Source organism: Streptomyces sp. SAS_281 (assembly GCF_052542855.1).
In genome coordinates, this window is sequence record NZ_JBMNDO010000001.1 from 35,775 (window position 1) to 59,479 (window position 23,705).

Below are 23,705 nucleotides of genomic sequence, written 5' to 3' on the forward strand. Positions count from 1 at the left end.
TGCGGCGCGGGCAGGGTGTACGCGCCCCGTGTCGTCGGGCCCGGCGGTCCGGCGGCACGGGGAGGCGAGATGTCGCCTTGGTCGTGTTCATCGCAAATGGGGTGTGACTCGGGCCACGCGGAACGGCCGTAACACTCCTTGAAACAGCGCGATGACTTAAGAGGTGACCGTCGCAGAAGGAATACAGCAGCCGCTCAGGGCGCTGAGGACTTCTGAGGCCAAGCCCGCGCCGTCGGTGCATTCCCCGCCCGTCGGTCGTCGGTTCCAGCCCTCTCCGGGCCGGGCCGGAAGCCGTTTCCATCGTTCCGAGAGGTTGTTCGTGTCGGCCAGCACATCCCGTACGCTCCCGCCGGAGATCGCCGAGTCCGAATCTGTGATGGCGCTCATTGAGCGGGGAAAGGCTGATGGGCAGATCGCCGGCGATGACGTGCGTCGGGCCTTCGAGGCTGACCAGATTCCGCCAACCCAGTGGAAGAACGTTCTGCGCAGCCTCAACCAGATCCTCGAGGAAGAGGGTGTGACGCTGATGGTCAGTGCCGCGGAGCCGTCGAAGCGTGCCCGCAAGAGCGTTGCAGCGAAGAGCCCGGCCAAGCGCACCGCCACCAAGACCGTCGCGGCCAAGACGACGGTGACGCGGACTGTGGCGGCGCCCGCCGCCCCGTCCGCCGAGCCCGCGGACTCTTCGGCCGAGGAGGCTCCCGCGGCCGCGCCCGCGAAGAAGGCCGCAGCCAAGAAGACGGCTGCCAAGAAGACCGCCGTGAAGAAGACGGCGGCCAAGAAGACGGCCTCCAAGAAGGCCGGCAAGCAGGACGAGGAGATCCTCGACGGCGACGACGTCGTCGAAGAGGTCAAGGCCGGCAAGGGCGAGGACGAGGAGGGCGAGGGCGAGAACAAGGGCTTCGTCCTCTCCGACGACGACGAGGACGACGCACCCGCGCAGCAGGTCGCCGTCGCCGGCGCCACGGCCGACCCGGTCAAGGACTACCTCAAGCAGATCGGTAAGGTCCCGCTCCTCAATGCCGAGCAGGAGGTCGAGCTCGCCAAGCGCATCGAGGCGGGCCTGTTCGCCGAGGACAAGCTGGCGAACTCCGACAAGCTCGCCCCCAAGCTCAAGCGTGAGCTGGAGATCATCGCCGAGGACGGCCGTCGGGCCAAGAACCACCTGCTGGAGGCCAACCTCCGCCTCGTGGTCTCGCTGGCCAAGCGCTACACCGGCCGCGGCATGCTGTTCCTGGACCTGATCCAGGAGGGCAACCTCGGTCTGATCCGCGCGGTGGAGAAGTTCGACTACACCAAGGGCTACAAGTTCTCCACGTATGCCACGTGGTGGATTCGGCAGGCGATCACTCGCGCCATGGCCGACCAGGCGCGCACCATCCGTATTCCGGTGCACATGGTCGAGGTCATCAACAAGCTCGCGCGTGTCCAGCGCCAGATGCTCCAGGACCTGGGCCGTGAGCCCACTCCGGAAGAGCTGGCCAAGGAGCTCGACATGACCCCCGAGAAGGTCATCGAGGTCCAGAAGTACGGCCGCGAGCCGATCTCCCTCCACACCCCGCTGGGTGAGGACGGGGACAGCGAGTTCGGTGACCTGATCGAGGACTCCGAGGCGGTCGTTCCGGCCGACGCCGTGAGCTTCACGCTCCTCCAGGAACAGCTCCACTCGGTGCTGGACACGCTGTCCGAGCGTGAGGCGGGCGTGGTCTCCATGCGGTTCGGCCTCACTGACGGTCAGCCGAAGACGCTGGACGAGATCGGCAAGGTCTACGGCGTGACGCGCGAGCGCATCCGTCAGATCGAGTCCAAGACCATGTCGAAGCTGCGCCACCCGTCGCGGTCGCAGGTTCTGCGCGACTACCTCGACTAGGTCGTAGCGACAGCACGACGCGGAGAGGCCCGGAACCCATGGAGGATCCGGGCCTCTCCGCGATGCGCCCCGATCTTCGCGGGGTGCCGGGCGGAGGTGCGCATCGGCGTCATTGGAATGACTCTGGGTAGGCATGGTCCATCACAGAGTCAGGAGTACGCATGTCCCGCACTGTCGTCCGCACCTTGACCGGGGCGCTCGCCCTTGCCGCCACCACGGTCGTGATACCGCTCGCTTCTTCCGCTCCGGCGGTCGCCGACAGCATCATCATCGGAGGCCAGCCGGCCCACGTGGCGGACAGCCCCTGGGTGGTGGCTCTGTCCAGCCGTGACCGGTTCGGGGGTACTCGGGCCGGTCAGTTCTGCGGCGGTGTCGTGGTGGAGCCGAAGAAGGTGCTCACCGCCGCCCACTGCCTGAGCCGGGAGGCGCTGGGCACCGATGTGGACCAGGTGAGCGATCTGCGGATCATCTCGGGCCGGGACGAGCTGAACGGCACGGGCGGCAAGGAGATCCCGGTGAGCGAAACGTGGGTCAACCCCGGGTTCGACGCCGCCACCAACAGTGGGGACGTCGCGGTGCTCACCCTTTCCGAGGCGCTGCCCGAAGGGGACGCGATCCCCCTGGCCGAGGCCGGTGACCCGGCGTACCGGGCGGGCACACCCGCAGTCGTCTACGGATGGGGCGATACCACCGGCTACGGCGACTACGCGTCGTCGCTCAGGTCTGCGCAGGTGGACGTCCTGCCCGACAGCTCGTGCGAACAGGCGTACCCGGGTGGCAGCACCGGTACGTACGACGCCTCATCGATGCTCTGCGCGGGCGAACCCGAGGGCGGGTACGACGCCTGCCAGGGGGACAGCGGAGGGCCTCTGGTGGCGCAGGGGCGGCTCGTGGGGCTGGCCTCGTGGGGGAACGGCTGCGGGCGTGCCGGGAGTCCCGGCGTCTACACGCGGATCTCTGCCGCCATCGGCTGGATGACGAGCGCCGACTGACCGGCGCGGTACACGGGTACGAGAACGGGCGGCTCCCTCACCGGGGAGCCGCCCGTCGGTCGGTCCGGGACCGGCCCCTGGCTCGTCGTGGATGCAGAGGTGTCAGTGTTCCTCTTCGGCGGCTTGGGCCTGCACGGCCGTCAGTCGGTCCGTCTCATCCTGTATTTCCGCGGCGATCTTCTTGAGTTCCGGCTCGAACTTGCGACCGTGGTGGGCGCAGAAGAGCAGTTCACCGCCACTGATGAGTACGACGCGCAGATAGGCCTGGGCGCCGCAACGGTCACAGCGGTCTGCTGCGGTCAGCGGGCTCGCGGGGGTCAGAACAGTAGTCACGTCGCCTCTTCTCTAGCTCGACGAGCTGTCGTACCAGGGTCAACATCCAACCAGGCCGAAAACGTTCCCGCTCGTGGCTTTTCTTCGAAATTTCTTCTCGGGATGGCTGTCTGTTGCCGGTTCGCGGCGAATGTGCCGTATTGCGTGGCGCTACGGTTTCGCGTTGCTTGGCTTGGTCAGTCCGGGCCGGCTGGCTTGCCGGTTGTTCATGAGGACGTGCCCGGAGCCTAAATGGTTCATGCCTGGAAGGGAACGTGATGTGCACGTCACCCCTGCGAGGAGATCGAACATTCATGCGATTCTGGTTTAGAGTGAGGTTCTTCTAGGGTGGCGTTTCACCCGCTCTACCAGGCATCGGTACCCTCACAGCGGCACCGAAGCCGAGCCCGTGACCCACAGGGCCCCAAATGAAATTCAGCGAGGAGCGAACCGCGTGACCGCCGATACGTCCGTGCCGTCCACTGCGCTGCTGACCGGAGCAGACCGAGACGGTTCCAACTACACCGCGCGGCACCTGCTCGTACTCGAGGGGCTCGAAGCGGTTCGCAAGCGCCCGGGTATGTACATCGGGTCCACCGACAGCCGCGGTCTGATGCACTGCCTCTGGGAGATCATCGACAACTCCGTCGACGAAGCCCTCGGCGGCTACTGCGACCACATCGAGGTCATCCTCCACGACGACAACTCCGTCGAGGTCCGGGACAACGGCCGGGGCATCCCGATCGACGTAGAGCCCAAGACGGGGCTTTCCGGCGTCGAGGTCGTCATGACCAAGCTGCACGCCGGCGGCAAGTTCGGCGGCGGCTCCTACGCCGCGTCCGGCGGGCTGCACGGCGTCGGCGCCTCCGTGGTCAACGCCCTCTCCGCCAGGCTCGACGTCGAGGTCGACCGCAACAGCGCGACCCACTCGATCAGCTTCCGACGGGGCGTCCCGGGGATCTTCACCGAGCAGGGTCCGGACAGCCCGTTCGACCCCGCCAACGGGCTGCGGAAGGGCAAGCGTGTCCCGAAGACGCGCACCGGCACCCGAGTGCGGTACTGGGCCGACCGGCAGATCTTCCTCAAGGAGGCCAAACTCGGTCTGGAGACGCTCCACCAGCGGGCTCGCCAGACGGCCTTCCTCGTCCCCGGCCTGACCATCGTCGTACGCGACGAGCGCGGCCTGGACGGCGCGGGCAAGACGGAGGAGACCTTCCGCTTCGACGGAGGCATCAGCGAGTTCTGCGAATACCTGGCCCAGGACAAGGCCGTCTGCGACGTCCTGCGCCTGACCGGGCAGGGGTCGTTCAAGGAGACCGTCCCGGTCCTGGACGACCGCGGGCACATGACGGCCACCGAGGTCACGCGTGAACTGGGCGTGGACATCGCGTTGCGCTGGGGCACCGGGTACGAGACCAACGTGAAGTCCTTCGTCAACATCATCGCCACCCCCAAGGGCGGCACCCACGTGACGGGGTTCGAGCGCTCCGTGACCAAGACGGTCAACGAGGTGCTGCGCTCCGCGAAGCTGCTGCGCGTGGCGGAGGACGACATCGTCAAGGACGACGCCCTCGAGGGCCTCACCGCGGTCGTGACCGTACGCCTGGCGGAGCCGCAGTTCGAGGGCCAGACTAAGGAGGTACTCGGCACCTCGGCGGCCAACCGGATCGTCGCCAACGTCGTGGCCAAGGAGCTCAAGGCATTCCTGACCTCCACCAAGCGGGACGCGAAAGCTCAGGCCAGGGCTGTTCTCGACAAGGCGGTGGCAGCCGCTCGCACCCGCATCGCGGCCCGCCAGCACAAGGAGGCCCAGCGCCGCAAGACGGCGCTGGAGTCGTCCTCCCTGCCGGCGAAGCTCGCCGACTGCCGCCGCGACGACGTGGAGCGCAGCGAGCTGTTCATCGTGGAGGGTGACTCCGCGCTCGGCACGGCGAAGCTCGCCCGCAACAGCGAATTCCAGGCGCTGCTGCCGATCCGCGGCAAGATCCTCAACGTTCAGAAGGCGTCGGTTTCCGACATGCTGAAGAACGCCGAGTGCGGCGCGATCATCCAGGTCATAGGAGCCGGCTCCGGGCGCACCTTCGACATCGACGCCGCCCGGTACGGCAAGATCGTCCTGCTGGTCGACGCCGACGTCGACGGCGCCCACATCCGGATCCTGCTGCTGACGCTCTTCCAGCGCTACATGCGGCCGATGGTCGAGGCGGGCCGGGTCTTCGCCGCCGTGCCGCCGCTTCACCGGATCGAACTGGTCCAGCCCAAGAAGGGCCAGGACAAGTACATCTACACCTATTCGGACAACGAGCTGCGCCAGCGGCTGCTGGAGCTCCAGCGCAAGAACATCCGCTACAAGGACTCGATCCAGCGCTACAAGGGGCTGGGCGAGATGGACGCCGACCAGCTGGCCGAGACGACGATGGACCCCCGTCACCGCACGCTGCGGCGGATCAACATCGGTGACCTGGAATCCAGCGAGAAGGTCTTCGACCTGCTGATGGGCAACGAGGTGGCGCCGCGCAAGGAGTTCATCACCAGTTCGGCGGCGACGCTGGACCGCTCACGCATCGACGTCTGAGCGTCGGCTCCGGCCCGGGCCGGCATCCGGTGCCGGCCGGGCCCGGATGCCGTCTCCACCCGTGGGTGGAGACGCAATCTCCACCCATGATCCACCCTGGAGCCGATCTGCCGGGCCGGGCTCTTCCGTAGCTTCGGAGATGCAGGATCTCTCGCATCTCGGAGGCGCCCATGTCCGGGCTCGTCAACGCCCTGGTGATCATCGCGGTCATCGCCCTCGTCGTGGTCCGGCAGTGCTCGGCGCAACGGTTCCCTGGCGACCGGCGCTGGTGGGTTCTGCCCGGCGTCCTGCTCGTCATGGCTCTGCGGGAACCTGGACTCGTCGATTCGCACCATCGGACAGCCTCGGCGGTCGTCCTCGGCGCCGAGCTCGTGGTGGGGCTGGTCACGGGTGCGGGATGGGCGTGGACATCTCGCGTCTGGCGTGCTGCGGACGGCTCTCTGTGGAGCAGGGGGACCAGGGCCACAGCTCTGGTCTGGGCCGGCGGAGTGGCCCTGCGGGTGGCCCTGTACGGCGTCGCGGCGGTGCTGGGCGTGCATCAGGGCGGCCCCGCCCTGATGGCGGCTCTCGCGGTGACTCTGCTGATACGGGAGGCGGTTCTGACGCTCCGGGCCGCGTCGATACCCGGGCCGCACGGAGCGCCCGTCGTCGGCGCTGCGGTGCGGCAGGAGTGGAAGGAAGGCGTGTGACACCCGATGCCTGGACGAGTTGGCCGTCGAGGGAGGCACTCGCCCGGGACACCCGCAGCCGCCCGCGGAGCGTGATCACCTGGTCCGTGCGGGTCGGACTGCTCGGTCTGATGCTGTGGGGGACCTTCACCAGGGGGCTGTTCGGGCCCTTGGAGATCGTCATCGGGCTGATCGGGGTGCTCGTCTGCGCACTGCTTGCCGTCGCCTTCTTCCGGACCAGCCTCGACAACCGTCTGTGGCCGTCGCTCGGTCTGCTCGGAATGCTCGTGCTGGCCGGGTTCGGGGCGGGACAGGCAGGGGCCACGGTGCCCGCGACGGTGCTCTGGTGCGCCTGCGCCGTGACCGCCCTGGAACGGCTGCCCCTCGTGGCGGGAGCTCCGGCCACAGCGGTGGCCCTCGGCGCCTACGTGCTGGTGGACACCGACGGCTGGTTGACCACCACGGCGACCACGGCTGGGCTGTGCCTTGCCGGATACGTGCTCCGCCTGGACGCCGAGGCCCGTGGCAGTGCGCAACGGTTGCTCACACAGGAGCGGGCGGCCCGGGTCGCGGAGGCGGAGCGGGCCGCGCTGGACGAACGTTCGCGGATCGCCCGGGAGATCCACGACGTGCTGGCGCACAGCCTCTCCGCGCAGCTGGTGCACCTGGAGGCCGCGCGCCTGCTGATCGAGAGAGAGCCTGCCGGGGAGTTCCGGGACCAGGTTCTGCAACGCGTGGTCGCGGCCCGGTCGATGGCCCGCGAGGGCCTGGCCGAGACCCGCCAGGCGCTCTCGGCGCTACGGGGAGAGGTGTCACCGGTGGAGGAATTCCTGAGGCAGCTGGTGACGGCTGAGCCGGCCGAGGTCAGGGTCGAGGGGGAGCGGCGCCCGCTCACCGCTCAGGCGTCGCAGGCGGTCCGGCGCGTGGCACAGGAGGCCGTGACCAACGTGCGCAAGCACGCGCCCGGAGCCAGGGTGCAACTCCGGCTGGAGTACCGGCCCGACTTCGTCGTGCTGGAAGTCAAGGACTCGGGAGGACGGAGTCCGGAAGGGGACCTGGCTGTCAGCGGCTCCGGATACGGTCTGCTCGGGATGCGGGAGCGCGCCGAGTTGCTGGGCGGCACGCTGGAAGCAGGGCCGGGCAAGGAGGGGTTCGTGGTGAGTCTGCGGGTGCCCGCGTGACGGCGCGGGTGGTGGTGGCCGACGACCAGGCGGTGGTACGGGAAGGCATCGTCATGCTGCTCGGCCTGCTGCCCGGCATCGAGGTCGTCGGATCGGCGAAGGACGGGGAGGAAGCGGTCGCGCAGGTGGCCGAGCACGCGCCGGACGTGGTGCTGATGGATCTGCGGATGCCCCGCTGTGACGGGGTGGAGGCGACCCGGCGTATCCGTGAGGAGTTCCCGGGTACGCAGGTCGTGGTGCTCACGACCTTCGCGGACGACGACTCCCTGTTTCCCGCGCTCAGGGCCGGAGCGCGGGGGTACCTCACCAAGGACGCCGGGGGCGACGAGATCGTGAGGGCGGTCCAGGCGGTTCTCTCGGGCGAGGCGGGGCTCTCGCCGACGGTGCAGCGCCGGCTCCTGGAACGGGTGACCGAGGGGCCTCTCGGGATGGGGGGCGGCGGTGAGCCGGAACCGCCGGACGGGATGACTCCCCGGGAGGCCGAGGTGCTGGTCCTGATCGCCGAGGGGATGTCCAACGCGGATATCGCGCGTGCCCTCCACATCTCGCAGGCCACGGTGAAGAGCCACATCAACAACCTCTTCGCCAAGGCGGGTCTGCGCGACCGGGCTCAGGCGGTGCGCTATGCGTACATGCGGGGGATGGTGCGCCCACCCGGGAGAACCTTCACCTGAAGAGGTGAAGTCTCGCGAATGAAGTGCCCATGATCTTCCCGATCTGCCCATTCTTGGCTATGCGGCCGAAGTGGTCCGTGGACAAGGGGAGTTGTTCGGTGGAGAAGGAAGCAGGGCGCGAGTCCGCAGCGATGCGGCTCGATGACCCGTGGGACGACGCGCTGACCTCCGGGTGGGAGGAGCCGGACAGCGCGGCCGGCTCCACGTCTCCGGTGGCGCCCGGGCCGGCCGTGCCGCGCGATGGGCACAGCGCGGCCGACATCTATCTGGAGGTGCAGCGCAGCGAGGCGTTCCAGGAGGTGCGCCGTCGCTACCGGCGCTTCGTCGTACCCGCCACCACGGCCTTCTTCGTCTGGTACCTCGCCTATGTCGTCACGGCGGTGACCGCCCCCGGGCTGATGGCACGGCCGGTGGCCGGGGCGGTCAATGTGGCGATGGTCGTGGGGCTCGGCCAGTTCCTGTCGACGTTCCTGCTCACCGGGGCGTACGCACGGCACGCACGGCTGCGCAGGGACCGGGCCGCGCTGGACCTGCGGTGGGAGACGCAGGAGATGACACGGGGGGCCGGGCGTTGAGCGGCGACCACCAGACCCTGGCGCTGCTGCTGTTCAGCGCCTTCATCGCGGTCACCCTTGGCATCACCACCTGGGTGAGCCGCAACAGGCGCGGCTCCGCGGAGGAGTTCTACGCGGGAGGCCGACTGTTCTCGCCCATGGAGAACGGTTTCGCCATCGCGGGCGACTACATGTCCGCTGCGTCCTTCCTGGGCATCTCCGGTCTGATCGCCCTCTTCGGCTACGACGGCATGCTGTACTCGGTGGGCTTCCTGGTCGCCTGGCTCGTCGTTCTGCTGCTCGTCGCCGAACTCGTGCGCAACTGCGGCCGGTTCACCCTGGCCGATGTGGTTGCGGCCCGGATGGCGGAGCGTCCGGTCCGCATCGCCGCGGGGACCTCCTCCGTCACCGTGTCCGTGCTCTACCTGGTGGCACAGATGGTCGGTGCGGGCAGTCTGGTGGCCCTGCTTCTCGGCGGGACGAGTGGAGCCGCCCGTTCCTGGACCGTCGTCGGCGTCGGGGCACTCATGGTCGTGTACGTATCGCTGGGCGGGATGCGTGCCACCACCTGGATCCAGATCGTCAAGGCCGTGCTGCTCATGGCGGGCACCGTGGTGCTCACCGTGCTCGTGCTGGTCCACTTCCATGGGAACGTCAACGCCTTGCTGAACTCCGCCGCCGACCGGAGCGGGTACGGCAAGGACTTCCTCTCGCCCGGTCTCCGGTACGGCGGGGGCTGGACGGCGCGCATCGACTTCATCAGCCTCGGTCTCGCCCTGGTGCTGGGCACGGCGGGGCTGCCGCACATCCTGTCCCGCTTCTACACCGTCCCCACCGCGCGTGCCGCCCGCCGGTCCGTCGTCTGGTCCATCGGCCTCATCGGCAGCTTCTATCTGATGACCATCGTGCTGGGGTTCGGGGCCGCCGCGCTGGTCGGCTCGGCCGACGTACGGGAATCGAATGCCGCGGGGAACACCGCTGTGCCGTTGCTGGCCATGGCGCTGGGCGGGGGAGAAGGCTCCACCGGGGGGACAATCCTGTTCGCCGTGGTGGCCGCCGTCGCGTTCGCGACGATTCTGGCCGTCGTCGCCGGGATCACCCTCGCCTCGTCGGCATCCGTCGCGCACGACCTCTACGCCTCGCTCAAGAGGTCCGGTGCCAAGCCGCGCAGCGAGGTGGCCGTGGCCCGGGTGGCGGCGGCAGGCATCGGGGTCGTCGCCATCGGACTGGGTCTGCTCGCCCAAGACCTCAACGTGGCCTTCCTGGTGGGGCTCGCCTTCGCCGTCGCCGCGTCGGCCAATCTCCCCGTGCTGCTCTACTCGCTGTTCTGGCGGAACTTCACCACGCGCGGGGCGGTCTGGTCCGTCTACGGCGGGCTCGTCCCCGCCGTCCTGCTCGTCGTGCTTTCCCCGGTCGTTTCCGGCAGTCCCAGCTCGCTCTTCCCTGGTGTCGACTTCCAGATCTTTCCTTTGGAGAACCCTGGCCTGGTCTCCATCCCGCTGGGCTTCCTCGCCGGCTGGATCGGGACCGTCACCGCGGACGAGCCACCGGATGTGGCCAAGCACGCGGAGATCGAGGTGCGCGCGATGACCGGGGCCGGGGCCGTCTGAGGACCGACGTGCAGTCAGCCTCCCTCCGTGCAGAACACGCATTCCTCCCAGAACGGCAGCCCGTTCAGGACACGGTGGCGTACGCAGGAGGCTCTGGCGGCCTCCTGCGGTCCGGGCAGGACGTCCTTGCCGGCCATCGCGGTGGCGGGGTCGAAGTCCTCGACCATCGTCCGGTAGGCGCGCAAGTAGCCTTCCACCCGTGGCGGTTCGTACGTCAGCTCCTCCCACCGGTGGTGGGTCAGGGCCAGGTCGAGGACGCGCAGCAGGAAGTCCTTGGCCGCTGCGGCCTCCTGCGGCGAGTCACCCCAGTACAGCTCCGCCAAGCCGAAGCCGACCATGCCACGGCCCATCATGTTCTGGTTCTGGAGCGACAGGAGTGCGGCGAAGCGGAAATCCCAGGGTTCCCGGGCCAGCTCCGAGACCGCGAACGTCAGGACGTCCACGAACACCGCCGTGCCACCGTTGGTCAGGGACAGCCACCGACCGTCGCCACCCTCGAACTCGTTCATGCCGTTGAGGGTACGAGCGGAGTCGACCCATGGCCCGAGCCCGGCGCAGGCCCCCAAAGGGTGCCTCGATCGGGCGGTGGCGGGTACGGTGGCGCCGATGGGGAGCGGGCGGACGAGAAGCTCCGGTGAGTGTCCGGGGAGACCGCGTCCAGGGACTTGCTGAAATTCGTCTCTGATTCCGACCCCACGCAATCTACTTGCGTTTCTTGCGCTAATCTTGCGTGTATGACGCGACGACTTGCTCAAGTGGCACAGAAGGTTGGAGTCAGTGAGGCCACGGTCAGCCGGGTGCTCAATGGCAAGCCGGGCGTTTCCGACGCCACGCGGCAGGCCGTCCTCTCCGCGCTGGACGTCCTCGGTTACGAGCGCCCGACCCAGCTGCGCGGTGAACGGGCCCGGCTGGTCGGCCTCGTTCTGCCCGAACTGCAGAACCCGATCTTCCCCGCCTTCGCCGAGGTTGTCGGTGGTGCGCTCGCCCAGCAGGGCCTGACTCCGGTGCTCTGCACCCAGACCAAGGGGGGTGTCTCCGAGGCGGACTACGTCGAACTGCTGCTGCAGCAGCAGGTCTCGGGTGTGGTCTTCGCCGGGGGGCTCTACGCGCAGGCCGACGCCCCGCACGACCACTACAAGGTCCTGGCCGACCGCAAGATCCCCGTCGTCCTGATCAACGCGGCCATCGCGCACCTCGGCTTCCCCTGCGTCTCCTGCGACGACTCCGTGGCCGTCGAGCAGGCGTGGCGCCACCTCGTCTCCCTGGGCCATGAGCGCATCGGCCTGGTGCTCGGCCCCTCGGACCACATGCCGTCGCAGCGCAAGCTGGCCGCCGCCCGGGCGCTCGCGGAGGAGTCGGGCGCGACCATCCCGGACCAGTGGGTGGCCCGGGCGATGTTCTCGCTGGAGGGCGGCCAGGCCGCCGCCGCGCGGCTGCTCGACGAGGGTGTCACCGGGTTCATCTGCGCCAGCGACCCCTTGGCCCTCGGAGCCGTTCGCGCGGCGCGGAGGCGGGGCCTGTCGGTACCCGACGACGTGTCCGTCGTGGGATACGACGACTCGGCCTTCATGAACTGCACCGAGCCCCCGCTCACCACCGTCCGCCAGCCGATCGAGGCGATGGGGCGAGCCGCCGTGGAACTGCTCTCCGTGCAGATCGGCGGGCGCGCCGTGCCGTCGGACGAGCTCCTCTTCGAGCCCGAACTGGTCGTCCGGGGTTCCACGGCCCAGCCTCCGCGCGCGACTTCCCGTTGATCGTCGGGTTTTTTCACCCCTGTAGGGGCCAATTGCGCGGCTACAGGGTCGGCAGGGGCTGGGGCGGCCGGGGGCCGGTGTAGTGCCCGCTGGGGCGCATCCGCAGCGGACGCTCCCCGTACTCCTCCAGCGCATGCGCGATCCAGCCCGCCGTACGGGAGATCGCGAACACGGCCCCTCCCGCCTCCGCGGGCATGCCCGAGGCGACCGAGAGCACGGCCAGCGCCAGGTCGACGTTGGCATGCAGAGGGACATCCCGTGCGGTGGTGGCCACCACATCGCGGGCGGCGGCCAGGGCCGGTCCGGCTTGCGGGATGCATGCGAGCAGGCCGAACAGCGTACGGGCACGAGGGTCCTCGCCCGTGTACAGCCGGTGCCCGAGCCCTGGCACCCGGCGCCCCGCCCGCAGATGGTCCGCCACCACCGGTGCCGCTCCGCCGCGCTCCAGGACCTCGGCCAGCATGCGGTGGGCCAGCCCGCTCGCCGCACCGTGCAGGGGGCCCTCCAGTACGCCGAGCCCCGCCGAAACCACCGCGTACGGATGCGCCCGGGCCGATGCGGCGACCCTGGCCGCCAGTGTCGAGGCGGCCAGATCGTGGTCGATCAGCAGCGCGAGCGCAGTGTCCAGGGCGGCGAGTGACGGCTCGTCCGGCAGGCGAGCGGTGAGTTTCGGCCACAGTCGGGCAGCCAGACCGGCGGGATCGGCCGGATCCGCTGCGGCGGGCTGGTGACCGCCCACCGTCGGCAACGCAGCGACCAGCGTCGGAATCAGGCTGCGCGCGCTGCCCAGCACCGTCTCGCGCGACAGGTCGAAGCGCAGTGGGTCGGTGGCAGCGGCGGCCACCACGGCCACCCGGAGCCGGTCCGTGGAGCCGCAGTGCCCCGGCAGTGCGCCGACCGCCCGGCGCGCCGCCGTCACCGCCTCTCCCGGAGCGGTGAAGCGGATGCCCGGCCTCAGCCGGCCGGTCCACAGCCACTCGACGACCTCCTCGTACGAATGGCGCGCTGCAAGCTCCGTGGCGTCCACGCCGCGGAAGTAGTAGCGGTCGGCGCCGATGAGGGTGATGCCGGTACGGACGGCCGGTTCGCCCGGGGCCGAGGCCGCCTCCCTGCGTCCCGTGCGCCGGGCCAGCGCGTCGACCTCCGCCGCGTCGAACGTACTGCCGCGGCCGCCCGGCACCCGGCTGCTGCTCAGCTGTCCGCGGCTGACGTACGCGTACACCGTCTCGGGCTTCACTCCGAGCCGCTCTGCCGTCTCCCGCGTCGTGAGCCGCCGCCCGTTCGCCTCTGATCGCTCCGTCATGCCGCCACCGTATCCATATGCCGTACTCGGCATCCATGCAGTTGCATTGATTCAATCAATATTGACAGAGATATAGTCATGCATGGACAGTCGAATCAATATCAAGATCCCACCGACTGTCCACGGAGGAAGCAATGACGACCATGACCGGCGGTTCACCGCTCGACGTCCCCCGAGGTCTCGCGGGAGTCGTCGTGACCGACACGGCACTCGGGGACGTCCGGGGCCGCGAGGGCTTCTACCACTACCGCCAGTACTCGGCGGTCGAGCTGGCAGGGACCCGCACCTTCGAGGACGCCTGGTACCTCATGACCGAGGGTGAGCTGCCCGGCCCGGACGCACGTGCCGATTTCGCCGCCCGCACGGCCGCCCTGCGTGTACTGCCCGACGCCGTACGCGAAGCGCTGCCCGCCATAGCGCGTGCGAGTGCGGTCTCGGGCCCGCTGTCCGGGCTGCGCACAGCGCTCTCCCTGCTCGGCGCGTCGGCCGGGTTCCGGCCGGTGTACGACATCGACGGCGACCAGCGCCGGGCCGACGCCCTGGCCGTCTGCGCCGCCGTCCCCACCGTGCTGACCGCTCTGCACCGTCTCGGCCAGGGCCTCGAACCCGTCGAGCCACGCGCCGACCTGCCGCACGCGGCCAACTACCTGTACATGCTCACCGGTTCCGTCCCGGACGAGGACCGGGCCCGGGCGGTCGAGCAGTATCTGATCTCCACCGTGGACCACGGCTTCAACGCCTCGACGTTCACCGGACGAGTCGTCGCCTCGACCGGAGCGGACGTCGCCGCCTGCCTGGTGGCCGCCGTCGGAGCGCTGTCCGGCCCCTTGCACGGCGGCGCCCCGAGCCGGGCCCTGGACACACTCGACGCGATCGGCACCCCCGACCGCATCGACGGCTGGATCCGCGAACGGGTCCTCGCCGGCGACCGGATCATGGGCTTCGGCCACCCGGTCTACCGCACCGAGGACCCCCGCTCGCGCATGCTGCGGTCCATCGCCCAGGGCTTCGGCGGCCCGCTCGTGGAGTTCGCCGTCGAGGTGGAGCGCCAGGTCGAGGCGATCCTCGCCGAGCTGAAGCCGGGGCGCGAACTGCACACCAACGTGGAGTTCTACGCCGGCGTGGTCATGGAGCTGTGCGGGCTGCCGCGCCAGATGTTCACGCCCACCTTCTGCACGGCGCGGGTCGTGGGGTGGAGCGCCAATATCCTGGAACAGGCGGAGGACTCCAAGATCATCCGCCCGGCGGCCCGCTATGTCGGTCCGCCCCCGCCGCAGCCCGTCCCGTCCGTCTGAACCCGCAGGAAGGCACCCGTTGAGCCCGTCGTCGCCCCCTCGTCCGCGCATCCCGGTCGTCGTCCTCGCGGGATTCCTGGGATCCGGCAAGACGACGCTGCTCAACCACCTCCTGCTCCACCGCGCGGGCAACCGGATCGGCGTGATCGTCAACGACTTCGGGGCCATCGAGATCGACGCCATGACGGTCTCCGGGCAGGTCGGGTCCACCGTGTCGCTGGGCGGCGGCTGCCTGTGCTGCGCGGTCGACGCGAGCGAACTGGACAGCTATCTGGAGACCCTGACCCGGCCCTCCGCCCGGCTCGACGTCATCGTCATCGAGGCGAGCGGCCTCGCCGAGCCGCAGGAACTCGTCCGCATGATCCTCGCCAGCGACAACCCGCACATCGTGTACGGGGGACTGGTCGAGGTGGTCGACGCCGCCGAGTTCGAGGCGACCCGGGAGCGCCATCCGGAGATCGGCCGCCATCTCGCGGTGGCCGATCTCATCGTGCTCAACAAGACGGACCGGGCCGGGGACGAGGAGTGCGCCCGCGTCCGGAAGACCGTCGCGGAGACCGGGAGCACGGCCGCGATCATCCCGGCCACGTACGGGCGCATCGACCCCGAACTGCTCTTCGACCCGGCGCTGCGGCCCGAGGGCGAGGAGGAGGCCCGGCAGCTCACTTTCGAGGACCTCTACCTGGAGGAGCGTGCGGCGGAGGGCGGCGACGGGCACGGGGGCCACCTGCACACCGCGTACGAGAGCGTCGACTTCGACTCCGGCGTGCCGATGGACCCGCGCCGGCTGATGCGATTCCTCGACTCCCGGCCCGAGGGGCTGTACCGCATCAAGGGGCACGTCGACTTCGGCGCGGCTGACCCCGGCAACGCGTACGGGGTGCACGCCGTCGGCAGGTTCCTGCGGTTCACCCCCAGGCCCTGGGCGCGCGGCGAAGCGAAGCGGACCCAGCTCGTCCTGATCGGCTCCGGCATCGACGTACCGGCCCTGCGCGAGGAACTGGAGAGCTGCGGGGTCGCCGAGGACCCGACCGGGGAAACGCGGCAGGACGCCGCACACGAGCGAGCCATGTGGGGCGTCCTGCGTTACGTACAACAGCCCGGCGACGACGACGTGTAGGCCGTCCCGCCGCAGGGCCGGACGGCCTACGCCGGGCCGGCGATCACCGCGATCGGGCTCTCCAGCGGAGTCCCGGAACCGTCGCGCCGCGGGTCGGGCTCGGGCAGCGAGGCCGGGGCACCGTTCTTCTGAGCCGCCCTGGCCGGCAGCGCGCCCGTCCAGGCGAACACCAGCACGTCCTCGCCCTTCAGGAACCTCTGGCAGCGCACCCCACCGGTCGCCCGGCCCTTGCGCGGGTACTGGTCGAACGGGGTGAGCTTGCAGGTCAGGACCGAGTCGTCCAACGTGCCGTGCGAACCGGCGACCGTGAACACCGCGGCGTCCACCGCCGGGTCCACCGCCGCGAACGAGAGCACCTGCGCCCCGGCTCCCAGCTTGACGCCCGCCATGCCGCCGGCCGGCCGCCCCTGCGGGCGCACCTGCGCGGCCGGGTACCGCAGGAGCTGGGCGTCCGACGTGATGAAGACCAGGTCCTCCTCCCCCGTCCGCAGCTCCATCGCGCCGACGATCCGGTCACCGTCCTTCAGGGCGATGACCTCCAGTTCGTCCTTGTTGGCCGGGTAGTCCGGCACCACGCGTTTGACCACGCCCTGCAGCGTGCCGATGGCGAGACCCGGTGACGACTCGTCGAGCGTGGTGAGGCAGACGACCTCCTCGTCGGACCCCAGCGTGAGGAACTCGCCGACCATCGCTCCGCCCGACAGATTGGGCGCCGCGTGCGTGTCCGGCAGCTGGGGGAGATCGATCACCGGGAGACGCAGCAGCCGCCCGGCGGACGTCACCACCCCGACATCACCGCGAGCCGTCGCCGCCACCGCCGAGACGATCACGTCGTGCTTGGACCGCTTGGCGCCCTCCGGGACGACGATCGGCTCGTCGTTGGCCGTACGCGCCAGCAGGCCCGTCGAGGACAGCAGCACCCGGCACGGGTCGTCCGCCACCTCCAGCGGCACCGACGCGACCTGCGAACCGGCCGACTCCAGCAGCACCGTACGCCGGGCCGTGCCGAACTTCTTCGCGACCGCGGCCAGTTCCGCGGACACCAGCTTGCGCAGTTCCGCGTCCGATTCCAGGATCGTCGTCAGCTCGGCGATCTCGGCGTCCAGCCGGTCCCGCTCGCTCTCCAGCTCGATCCGGTCGAACCGGGTCAGCCGGCGCAGCGGCGTGTCCAGGATGTACTGCGTCTGGATCTCGCTCAGCGAGAAGCGCTCCATGAGCCGCTCCTTCGCCTGCGCCGAGTTGTCGCTGGACCGGATGAGGCGGATGACCTCGTCGATGTCGACCAGCGCGACGAGCAGACCCTCGACCAGATGCAGCCGGTTGCGGCGCTTGGTCCGGCGGAACTCACTGCGCCGGCGCACCACGTCGAAGCGGTGGTCGAGGTAGACCTCCAGCAGTTCCTTCAGCCCCAGCGTGAGCGGCTGGCCGTCGACCAGCGCCACGTTGTTGATACCGAAGGACTCCTCCATCGGCGTCAGCTTGTAGAGCTGCTCCAGCACCGCCTCCGGCACGAACCCGTTCTTGATCTCGATGACCAGACGCAGTCCGTGCGAGCGGTCCGTGAGGTCCTTGACGTCCGCGATGCCCTGGAGCTTCTTCGCCGAGACCAGGTCCTTGATCTTGGAGATGACCTTCTCGGGGCCGACGGTGAAGGGCAGTTCGGTGACGACGAGGCCCTTGCGGCGCGGCGTGACGTTCTCCACGGCGACCGTGGCACGGATCTTGAACGAACCGCGGCCGTTGGCGTAGGCGTCCTTGATGCCGCCGAGGCCCACGATCCGCCCGCCCGTCGGCAGGTCGGGACCGGGGACGAACCGCATCAGCGTCTCCAGGTCCGCGCCCGGATGCTTGATCAGGTGCCGGGCCGCGGCGATGACCTCGCCCAGGTTGTGCGGGGGCATGTTGGTCGCCATGCCGACCGCGATCCCGGTCGTGCCGTTGACCAGCAGGTTGGGGTAGGCCGCCGGGAGGACGACCGGCTCCTGCTCCTGGCCGTCGTAGTTCGACTGGAAGGCGACCGTCTCCTCGTCGATCGACTCCGTCATCAGCGAGGTCGCGTCGGCCATCCGGCACTCGGTGTACCGCATGGCGGCAGGCGGGTCGTCGTTGCCCAGGGAGCCGAAGTTCCCGTGACCGTCGACGAGCGGGAGGCGCATGGAGAACGGCTGGGCCATGCGCACCAGCGCGTCGTAGATCGACGCGTCGCCGTGCGGGTGCAGCTTGCCCATGACCTCGCCGACGACCCGGGCGCACTTCACGAAGCCGCGGTCCGGGCGCAGGCCCATCTCGTTCATCTGGTACACGATGCGGCGGTGCACCGGCTTCATGCCGTCACGGGCGTCCGGAAGGGCCCGTGAGTAGATCACCGAGTACGCGTACTCGAGGAAGGAGCCCTGCATTTCGTCGACGACGTCGATGTCGAGGATCTTCTCCTCGAAGTCGACCGGCGGCGGGGTCTTCGTGCTGCGGCGGGCCATCGCTGCTGCGACTCCTTCACGGATTTCGAGCGGGCAACCTCAGGTTCCCTCAGGTTCTGACGCGCTCCATTGTGGACCGCGCCACTGACAACCCCGACCTCGACCCGTCCCAAAGGCCCCGCACCGGGCCTCCCGAGGCAGTGGAAGACCCCCTTCCGGCGAATTTCGAGTGAACCTCCGCAGGACGGGAACTTCGGCAGGTGCCGGTTCGCTTGCATACAGTGGCGGGTGTCTTGAAGCAACCTTTCGAAGCGGCCTCCCGCAGGGGCTTCTTCCGATGGACATCCAGTAGCGCGATCGAAGGGACGTACATGCCCATGGGTCACACGGCCACAGCCCAGGCCGGCTCCGGCGGCTTGACAGCGACCGAGCACCGTCTGGCCAACGGCCTGCGCGTGGTGCTCTCCGAGGACCATCTGACCCCGGTCGCGGCGGTGTGCCTCTGGTACGACGTCGGCTCCCGCCACGAGGTCAAGGGCCGTACGGGACTGGCCCACCTCTTCGAGCACCTGATGTTCCAGGGCTCCGGCCAGGTCAAGGGGAACGGACACTTCGAGCTGGTGCAGGGCGCCGGCGGCTCGCTCAACGGCACGACCAGTTTCGAGCGGACCAACTACTTCGAGACGATGCCCACGCACCAGCTGGAGCTGGCCCTGTGGCTCGAGGCCGACCGGATGGGCTCGCTGCTCGCCGCGCTCGACGAGGAGTCCATGGAGAACCAGCGCGACGTCGTCAAGAACGAGCGCCGCCAGCGCTACGACAACGTCCCGTACGGCACCGCGTTCGAGCGGCTGACCGCGCTGGCCTACCCCGAGGGTCACCCCTACCACCACACCCCGATCGGCTCCATGGCCGACCTGGACGCGGCGACCCTGGAGGACGCCCGCGCCTTCTTCCGTACGTACTACGCGCCGAACAACGCGGTGCTGTCGGTCGTCGGCGACATCGACCCCGAGCAGACCCTCGCCTGGATCGAGAAGTACTTCGGCTCCATCCCCTCCCACGACGGCAAGCAGCCGCCGCGCGACGGCTCGCTGCCCACGATCATGGGCGCCCAGATGCGCGAGGAGGTACGCGAGGAGGTGCCGGCGCGCGCCCTGATGGCCGCGTACCGGCTGCCCCACGACGGCACCCGCGAGTGCGACGCCGCGGACCTCGCCCTGACCGTGCTCGGCGGCGGCGAGTCGTCCCGGCTGCACAACCGCCTGGTCCGGCGCGACCGTACGGCCGTGGCCGCCGGGTTCGGGCTGCTCCGGCTCGCCGGCGCGCCCTCCCTGGGCTGGCTGGACGTCAAGACGTCCGGCGGCGTCGAGGTGGCGGAGATCGAGACCGCGGTCGACGAGGAGCTGGCCCGGTTCGCCGAGGAGGGCCCCACGGCGGAGGAGATGGAGCGCGCCCAGGCCCAGTTGGAGCGCGAGTGGCTGGACCGCCTCGGCACGGTCGCGGGACGCGCCGACGAACTGTGCCGCTACGCCGTGCTGTTCGGCGACCCGCAGCTCGCGCTGTCCGCCGTGAACCGGGTCCTCGATGTCACCGCCGAGGAGGTCAAGGCCGCCGCTCAGGCGCAGCTGCGGCCCGACAACCGGGCGGTCCTGGTCTACGAACCGGTCGAGCCCGCCGAGGCCGCCGAAGAGGCCGACGCCGCCACCGACACCGACGCGCACGAAGGGGCGGACCAGTGACCGACGCTGCCGCGACTGAAGTTTCGATGGAGTTCCACCCGCAGCCCGCCCCCGGCGTGGCCCGCCCCTGGGCCTTCCCCGCGCCCGAGCGGGGCTCCCTGCCCAACGGCCTCACCGTCCTGCGCTGCCACCGCCCCGGCCAGCAGGTGGTCGCCGTGGAAATCTTCCTCGCCGCCCCCCTGGACGCCGAGCCCGAGGGTCTGGACGGCGTGGCCACGATCATGTCGCGCGCCCTGTCCGAGGGCACCGACAAGCAGAGCGCCGAGGAGTTCGCCGCCGAGCTGGAGCGGTGCGGCGCCACCCTCGACGCCCATGCCGACCACCCCGGCGTCCGGGTCTCCCTGGAGGTCCCGGCCTCCCGACTGGCCAAGGCGCTCGGCCTCGTCGCCGAGGCGCTGCGGGCGCCGGCCTTCGCCGACAGCGAGATCGAGCGCCTGGTGCGCAACCGGCTGGACGAGATCCCGCACGAGCACGCCAACCCGGCCCGCCGCGCGGCCAAGCAGCTCTCCAAGGAGCTTTTCCCGGCCACGGCCCGCATGTCGCGTCCGCGCCTGGGCACCGAGAAGACCATCGAGCGGATCGACGCCGCCGCGGTGCGCGCCTTCTACGACGCGCACATCCGTCCGTCCACCGCCACCGCCGTGGTCGTCGGCGACCTCACGGGCATCGACCTGGACGCGCTGCTCGCCGAGACCATCGGCGACTGGTCCGGGGACGCCTCCGAGCCCCGCCCCGTCCCGCCGATCACGGCCGACGACACCGGCCGGGTGATCATCGTGGACCGTCCCGGCGCGGTGCAGACGCAGTTGCTGATCGGGCGCATCGGCGCCGACCGCCACGACAGCGTGTGGCCCGCCCAGGTTCTCGGTACCTACTGCCTGGGCGGCACGCTGACCTCCCGGCTCGACCGGGTGCTGCGCGAGGAGAAGGGGTACACCTACGGCGTGCGGGCCTTCGCCCAGGTGCTCCGCTCCGGCGCAGCCGACTCCGCCTCGGGGGCGACGGGCGCCGCGATGCTCGCCATCAGCGGTTCCGTGGACACCGAGTCCACCGGCCCGGCGCTGGACGACCTCTGGAAGGTGCTGCGGACGCTGGCCGCCGAGGGGCTGACGGACGCCGAGCGCGAGACGGCCGTGCAGAATCTCGTGGGCGTCGCGCCCCTGAAGTTCGAGACGGCGGCCTCCGTCGCGGGCACCCTCGCCGACCAGGTGGAGCAGCACCTCCCGGACGACTACCAGGCGACGCTGTACGCCCGTCTCGCCGAGACCGGCACGGTGGAGGCGACCGCGGCCGTGGTCAGCGCCTTCCCGGTGGACCGGCTGGTCACGGTTCTGGTCGGCGACGCCTCGCGCATCGAGGAACCGGTCAGGGCGCTCGGCATCGGAGAGGTGTCGGTCGTCACCGGCTGATCTGTCGGTCAGCCCGCTGGGCGGGGAAGGAGGGCTTCGGCGCGGGGACGCGCCGGAGCCCTCTGCGCGTCCGGGCACCTTCCGGCCCCTGTGCGCCTTCGCTCGCCACGGGGCCGGCTCGCCCTGTGGGATGCGCTACAAAACCCCTTGTCCGTTTGGTGGTGGGAAGTCCGTCCGCTTAGCGTCGGGTCCGCTGTCCGCCACTCGTACGCCCATCCGTGACGTACCGGGCAGCCATCGCCGAGTCCCCGTCAGGCGCGAGCCTGGGGAGCCGGGGACCCACGCAGTCCCTGGGGTGAATCGGATGCCCGCGCTCCGTCAGGGGCGAGGCGTCCGTAGGAGACCTTCCTGCTCCGAACCCGTCAGCTAACCCGGTAGGCGAGAAGGAAGGAAAGGACCAGCCACCCCATGGCGTTCACCCGTGCCACCGGGAAGCACCGTGCCCCGAGCCGCCTGACGCGTGCCGGCGCCAAGGCCGTCGGCGTCGCGACGCTGGCCGCCGGCGGTGTCATCGGCTCCCTGGCCTCCCCGGCCCTCGCCGCCGACGCCGGTACGGCCCCCGCCGCCACCGAGACCGGCCTCTCCCAGCTCCTCGCCATCGAGAACACCCTCGCCGACCGGATCGACGCCCAGGCCGAGGCACAGCAGCACCAGGCCGAGGCCGCCGAGAAGAAGGCGGCGGCCAAGGCGAAGGCGGCGGCCGAGAAGAAGGCCGCCGAGAAGGCTGCCAAGGCCAAGGCAGCGGCCAAGGCGAAGGCCAAGGCCGCCCGCGAGGCGTCCGCCCGCGCCGGCCGCTCCTCCGCCCGCACCGCGCTGGGCTCGTCCTACCGGCTGCCCGTAGCCGGCTCGTACGTGACCACCGGCTACAAGTCCAGCGGCTCGCTCTGGTCGTCCGGCAGCCACTCCGGCATCGACTTCCACGCCGCGTCCGGCAGCCCGGTCGTCGCCGTCGGCGCCGGCACGGTCGTGGAGGCCGGCTGGGGCGGGGCGTACGGAAACAACATCGTGCTGCGGATGACGGACGGCACGTACACCCAGTACGGCCACCTCTCCTCGATCGGCGTCTCCGTCGGCCAGAGCGTCGCGGCCGGCCGGCAGATCGGGCTCTCCGGCTCGACCGGCAACTCCACCGGCCCGCACCTCCACTTCGAGGCCCGGACCACGCCCTCCTACGGTTCCGACATGGACCCGGTCGCCTATCTGCGCGCCCACGGCGTCAGCGTCTGACGGACTCGGGCTCCACACCGAAGGCCCCGGCATCCCGCCGGGGCCTTCGCCGTGTCCGCACCTCCCCGTGCGCCTCCCGCCGCTCCGCCGCGGCCAAAAGATATTCATGAATTCCCGCCCGGCATCGGAAATGCGAGCGCATTGCAATAGAGTCGCGCCAGAGGTGTCGATCGGCCGCTGTTCGCGGGGATTGAGGCGGAGGTTCGGACATGCGTGTTCCGGCGCATTCGGTATGCACGGCAATCCGTGACGACATCGTCTCCGGTGTCTTCGAACGAGGCAGCCGGCTCACCGAGGAGGTGCTCGCACGGCGTTACGGGGTCTCCCGCGTCCCGGTACGGGAAGCGCTGCGCACCCTGGAGTCGGAGGGTTTCGTCGTCACCCGCAGACACGCCGGAGCCTGCGTCGCCGAGCCCTCGGAACAGGAGGCCGCCGACCTGCTGGAAGTCCGCATGCTGCTGGAACCGCTGAGCGCCGCCCGCGCGGCCCAGCGCCGGACGGAGGCCCACCTCAAGGTATTGCGCGGCCTGGTCAGACTCGGTCAGGAGCGGGCCCGCCGGGGCGAGGGTGAGGACCTGCGCTCCCTGGCCGCCTGGTTCCACGAGACGCTGGCCCAGGCATCCGGCAGCCCTGGCCTCATCGCCCTGCTCACCCAGCTCCGCCACAAGATCGCCTGGATGTACGCGGTCGACCAGCCGGCCCGCCCGGCCGAAGCCTGGGCCGAACACGGGGCCCTCGTGGACGCCGTGGCGCGCCGGGACGCCGAGCGGGCGCGGGCGCTGGCCGCGCAGCTCGCCGAACGCCATGGCGCCGCGCATCGGCTCCGCCGCGTCGCCGGCCCCGCGACCGTGCCCCGGGCCGGCCGTGTGAGGGCTTCGCAACCTGCCGTACACACCGCGAGCGGCCGGAATTAACAAAGGGCGCGTACAAACAAAGAAAGGCGCGCGTAGAAACGCGTGCAAAAGCCGGGAGGCGTGGCCGCCCGCTTTCTTCTTTCCGGGCTGC

General features: G+C 70.1%; 19 protein-coding genes and 1 riboswitch. Of the genes, 15 read left to right on the forward strand and 4 right to left on the reverse strand.

Features of this window, described 5'->3' with window-relative positions; translation table 11 throughout:
- Positions 1 to 319 precede the first annotated feature (319 nt).
- Positions 320 to 1,867 (forward strand): RNA polymerase sigma factor, encoded by a 1,548-nt coding sequence (locus ACN6LM_RS00145; RefSeq protein WP_445063177.1) that lies wholly within the window; start codon positions 320 to 322, stop codon positions 1,865 to 1,867.
- Between the two features lie 161 nt (positions 1,868 to 2,028).
- Positions 2,029 to 2,859 carry a S1 family peptidase gene (locus tag ACN6LM_RS00150; protein ID WP_445063178.1) on the forward strand — a complete coding sequence of 277 codons (831 nt, stop codon included), beginning with the start codon at positions 2,029 to 2,031 and terminating at the stop codon, positions 2,857 to 2,859.
- 102 nt (positions 2,860 to 2,961) lie between these two features.
- Here the strand turns inward: ACN6LM_RS00150 and ACN6LM_RS00155 are convergent, their stop codons facing one another.
- Positions 2,962 to 3,192, reverse strand: coding sequence for a DUF7455 domain-containing protein (locus tag ACN6LM_RS00155; RefSeq protein WP_018105354.1), 231 nt, complete (start codon positions 3,190 to 3,192; stop codon positions 2,962 to 2,964).
- 433 nt (positions 3,193 to 3,625) lie between these two features.
- On the opposite strand from ACN6LM_RS00155, the gene ACN6LM_RS00160 reads away from it, so the two are divergent.
- The 6 genes from ACN6LM_RS00160 (at position 3,626) to ACN6LM_RS00185 (ending at position 10,433) form a co-directional block, all read left to right on the forward strand.
- Positions 3,626 to 5,746, forward strand: coding sequence for a DNA gyrase/topoisomerase IV subunit B (locus ACN6LM_RS00160; protein WP_445063179.1), 2,121 nt, complete (start codon positions 3,626 to 3,628; stop codon positions 5,744 to 5,746).
- A 170-nt stretch (positions 5,747 to 5,916) separates the two neighbouring features.
- A complete protein-coding gene (locus ACN6LM_RS00165) occupies positions 5,917 to 6,435 on the forward strand; it encodes a DUF1453 domain-containing protein (RefSeq protein WP_445063180.1) in 519 nt (172 codons plus the stop codon).
- On the forward strand, positions 6,432 to 7,595 hold the full coding sequence (locus tag ACN6LM_RS00170) for a sensor histidine kinase (RefSeq protein WP_445063181.1): 1,164 nt from the start codon (positions 6,432 to 6,434) through the stop codon (positions 7,593 to 7,595). Before ACN6LM_RS00165 ends, ACN6LM_RS00170 begins: the two co-directional genes overlap by 4 nt.
- Entirely contained in the window at positions 7,592 to 8,269 is a 678-nt protein-coding gene (locus ACN6LM_RS00175; RefSeq protein ID WP_445063182.1) for a response regulator, read from the forward strand. Before ACN6LM_RS00170 ends, ACN6LM_RS00175 begins: the two co-directional genes overlap by 4 nt.
- 131 nt (positions 8,270 to 8,400) lie before the next feature.
- The gene (locus ACN6LM_RS00180; protein WP_445063357.1) at positions 8,401 to 8,844 is read left to right on the forward strand and encodes a DUF485 domain-containing protein; all 444 of its coding nucleotides are present in this window, start codon (positions 8,401 to 8,403) and stop codon (positions 8,842 to 8,844) included.
- Positions 8,841 to 10,433, forward strand: a complete 1,593-nt coding sequence (locus ACN6LM_RS00185) for a solute symporter family protein (RefSeq protein ID WP_445063183.1) — start codon at positions 8,841 to 8,843, stop codon at positions 10,431 to 10,433. Before ACN6LM_RS00180 ends, ACN6LM_RS00185 begins: the two co-directional genes overlap by 4 nt.
- Before the next feature lie 14 nt (positions 10,434 to 10,447).
- Here the strand turns inward: ACN6LM_RS00185 and ACN6LM_RS00190 are convergent, their stop codons facing one another.
- On the reverse strand, positions 10,448 to 10,942 hold the full coding sequence (locus ACN6LM_RS00190; protein ID WP_445063184.1) for a hypothetical protein: 495 nt from the start codon (positions 10,940 to 10,942) through the stop codon (positions 10,448 to 10,450).
- A gap of 225 nt (positions 10,943 to 11,167) precedes the next feature.
- Here ACN6LM_RS00190 and ACN6LM_RS00195 point away from each other — a divergent pair, with 225 nt between their 5' ends.
- On the forward strand, positions 11,168 to 12,187 hold the full coding sequence (locus ACN6LM_RS00195) for a LacI family DNA-binding transcriptional regulator (protein WP_445063185.1): 1,020 nt from the start codon (positions 11,168 to 11,170) through the stop codon (positions 12,185 to 12,187).
- A 40-nt stretch (positions 12,188 to 12,227) separates the two neighbouring features.
- Here ACN6LM_RS00195 and ACN6LM_RS00200 read toward each other — a convergent pair whose 3' ends face one another.
- Entirely contained in the window at positions 12,228 to 13,490 is a 1,263-nt protein-coding gene (locus tag ACN6LM_RS00200; RefSeq protein WP_445063186.1) for a citrate/2-methylcitrate synthase, read from the reverse strand.
- A 134-nt stretch (positions 13,491 to 13,624) separates the two neighbouring features.
- On the opposite strand from ACN6LM_RS00200, the gene ACN6LM_RS00205 reads away from it, so the two are divergent.
- On the forward strand, positions 13,625 to 14,785 hold the full coding sequence (locus tag ACN6LM_RS00205) for a citrate synthase/methylcitrate synthase (RefSeq protein WP_445063187.1): 1,161 nt from the start codon (positions 13,625 to 13,627) through the stop codon (positions 14,783 to 14,785).
- A 19-nt stretch (positions 14,786 to 14,804) separates the two neighbouring features.
- A complete protein-coding gene (locus tag ACN6LM_RS00210; protein ID WP_445063188.1) occupies positions 14,805 to 15,905 on the forward strand; it encodes a CobW family GTP-binding protein in 1,101 nt (366 codons plus the stop codon).
- 26 nt (positions 15,906 to 15,931) lie between these two features.
- On the opposite strand, the gene ACN6LM_RS00215 is transcribed toward ACN6LM_RS00210, so the two are convergent.
- Positions 15,932 to 18,382, reverse strand: a complete 2,451-nt coding sequence (locus ACN6LM_RS00215; RefSeq protein WP_445063189.1) for a DNA gyrase/topoisomerase IV subunit A — start codon at positions 18,380 to 18,382, stop codon at positions 15,932 to 15,934.
- A 311-nt stretch (positions 18,383 to 18,693) separates the two neighbouring features.
- On the opposite strand from ACN6LM_RS00215, the gene ACN6LM_RS00220 reads away from it, so the two are divergent.
- The 4 genes from ACN6LM_RS00220 (at position 18,694) to ACN6LM_RS00235 (ending at position 23,614) form a co-directional block, all read left to right on the forward strand.
- Entirely contained in the window at positions 18,694 to 20,064 is a 1,371-nt protein-coding gene (locus tag ACN6LM_RS00220) for a M16 family metallopeptidase (protein WP_445063190.1), read from the forward strand.
- 26 nt (positions 20,065 to 20,090) lie between these two features.
- Positions 20,091 to 21,473 (forward strand): M16 family metallopeptidase, encoded by a 1,383-nt coding sequence (locus ACN6LM_RS00225; RefSeq protein ID WP_445063358.1) that lies wholly within the window; start codon positions 20,091 to 20,093, stop codon positions 21,471 to 21,473.
- A gap of 228 nt (positions 21,474 to 21,701) precedes the next feature.
- Positions 21,702 to 21,868: riboswitch (cyclic di-AMP (ydaO/yuaA leader) on the forward strand.
- A 13-nt stretch (positions 21,869 to 21,881) separates the two neighbouring features.
- Entirely contained in the window at positions 21,882 to 22,700 is an 819-nt protein-coding gene (locus ACN6LM_RS00230; protein ID WP_445063191.1) for a M23 family metallopeptidase, read from the forward strand.
- Between the two features lie 209 nt (positions 22,701 to 22,909).
- Entirely contained in the window at positions 22,910 to 23,614 is a 705-nt protein-coding gene (locus ACN6LM_RS00235; RefSeq protein ID WP_445063192.1) for a GntR family transcriptional regulator, read from the forward strand.
- The last annotated feature ends 91 nt before the right edge of the window (positions 23,615 to 23,705 follow it).

Excerpts from the sequence above, each read along its gene's own strand:
- ACN6LM_RS00150 (WP_445063178.1), top strand. The coding sequence starts at position 2,029 with ATGTCCCGCACTGTCGTCCGCACCTTGACCGGGGCGCTCGCCCTTGCC.
- ACN6LM_RS00195 (WP_445063185.1), top strand. The coding sequence starts at position 11,168 with ATGACGCGACGACTTGCTCAAGTGGCACAGAAGGTTGGAGTCAGTGAG.
- ACN6LM_RS00225 (WP_445063358.1), top strand. The coding sequence starts at position 20,091 with ATGGAGTTCCACCCGCAGCCCGCCCCCGGCGTGGCCCGCCCCTGGGCC.
- ACN6LM_RS00180 (WP_445063357.1), top strand. The coding sequence starts at position 8,401 with ATGCGGCTCGATGACCCGTGGGACGACGCGCTGACCTCCGGGTGGGAG.
- ACN6LM_RS00190 (WP_445063184.1), bottom strand. The coding sequence starts at position 10,942 with ATGAACGAGTTCGAGGGTGGCGACGGTCGGTGGCTGTCCCTGACCAAC.
- ACN6LM_RS00165 (WP_445063180.1), top strand. The coding sequence starts at position 5,917 with ATGTCCGGGCTCGTCAACGCCCTGGTGATCATCGCGGTCATCGCCCTC.
- ACN6LM_RS00200 (WP_445063186.1), bottom strand. The coding sequence starts at position 13,490 with ATGACGGAGCGATCAGAGGCGAACGGGCGGCGGCTCACGACGCGGGAG.
- ACN6LM_RS00220 (WP_445063190.1), top strand. The coding sequence starts at position 18,694 with ATGCCCATGGGTCACACGGCCACAGCCCAGGCCGGCTCCGGCGGCTTG.
- ACN6LM_RS00230 (WP_445063191.1), top strand. The coding sequence starts at position 21,882 with ATGGCGTTCACCCGTGCCACCGGGAAGCACCGTGCCCCGAGCCGCCTG.
- ACN6LM_RS00205 (WP_445063187.1), top strand. The coding sequence starts at position 13,625 with ATGACGACCATGACCGGCGGTTCACCGCTCGACGTCCCCCGAGGTCTC.
- ACN6LM_RS00215 (WP_445063189.1), bottom strand. The coding sequence starts at position 18,382 with ATGGCCCGCCGCAGCACGAAGACCCCGCCGCCGGTCGACTTCGAGGAG.
- ACN6LM_RS00235 (WP_445063192.1), top strand. The coding sequence starts at position 22,910 with ATGCGTGTTCCGGCGCATTCGGTATGCACGGCAATCCGTGACGACATC.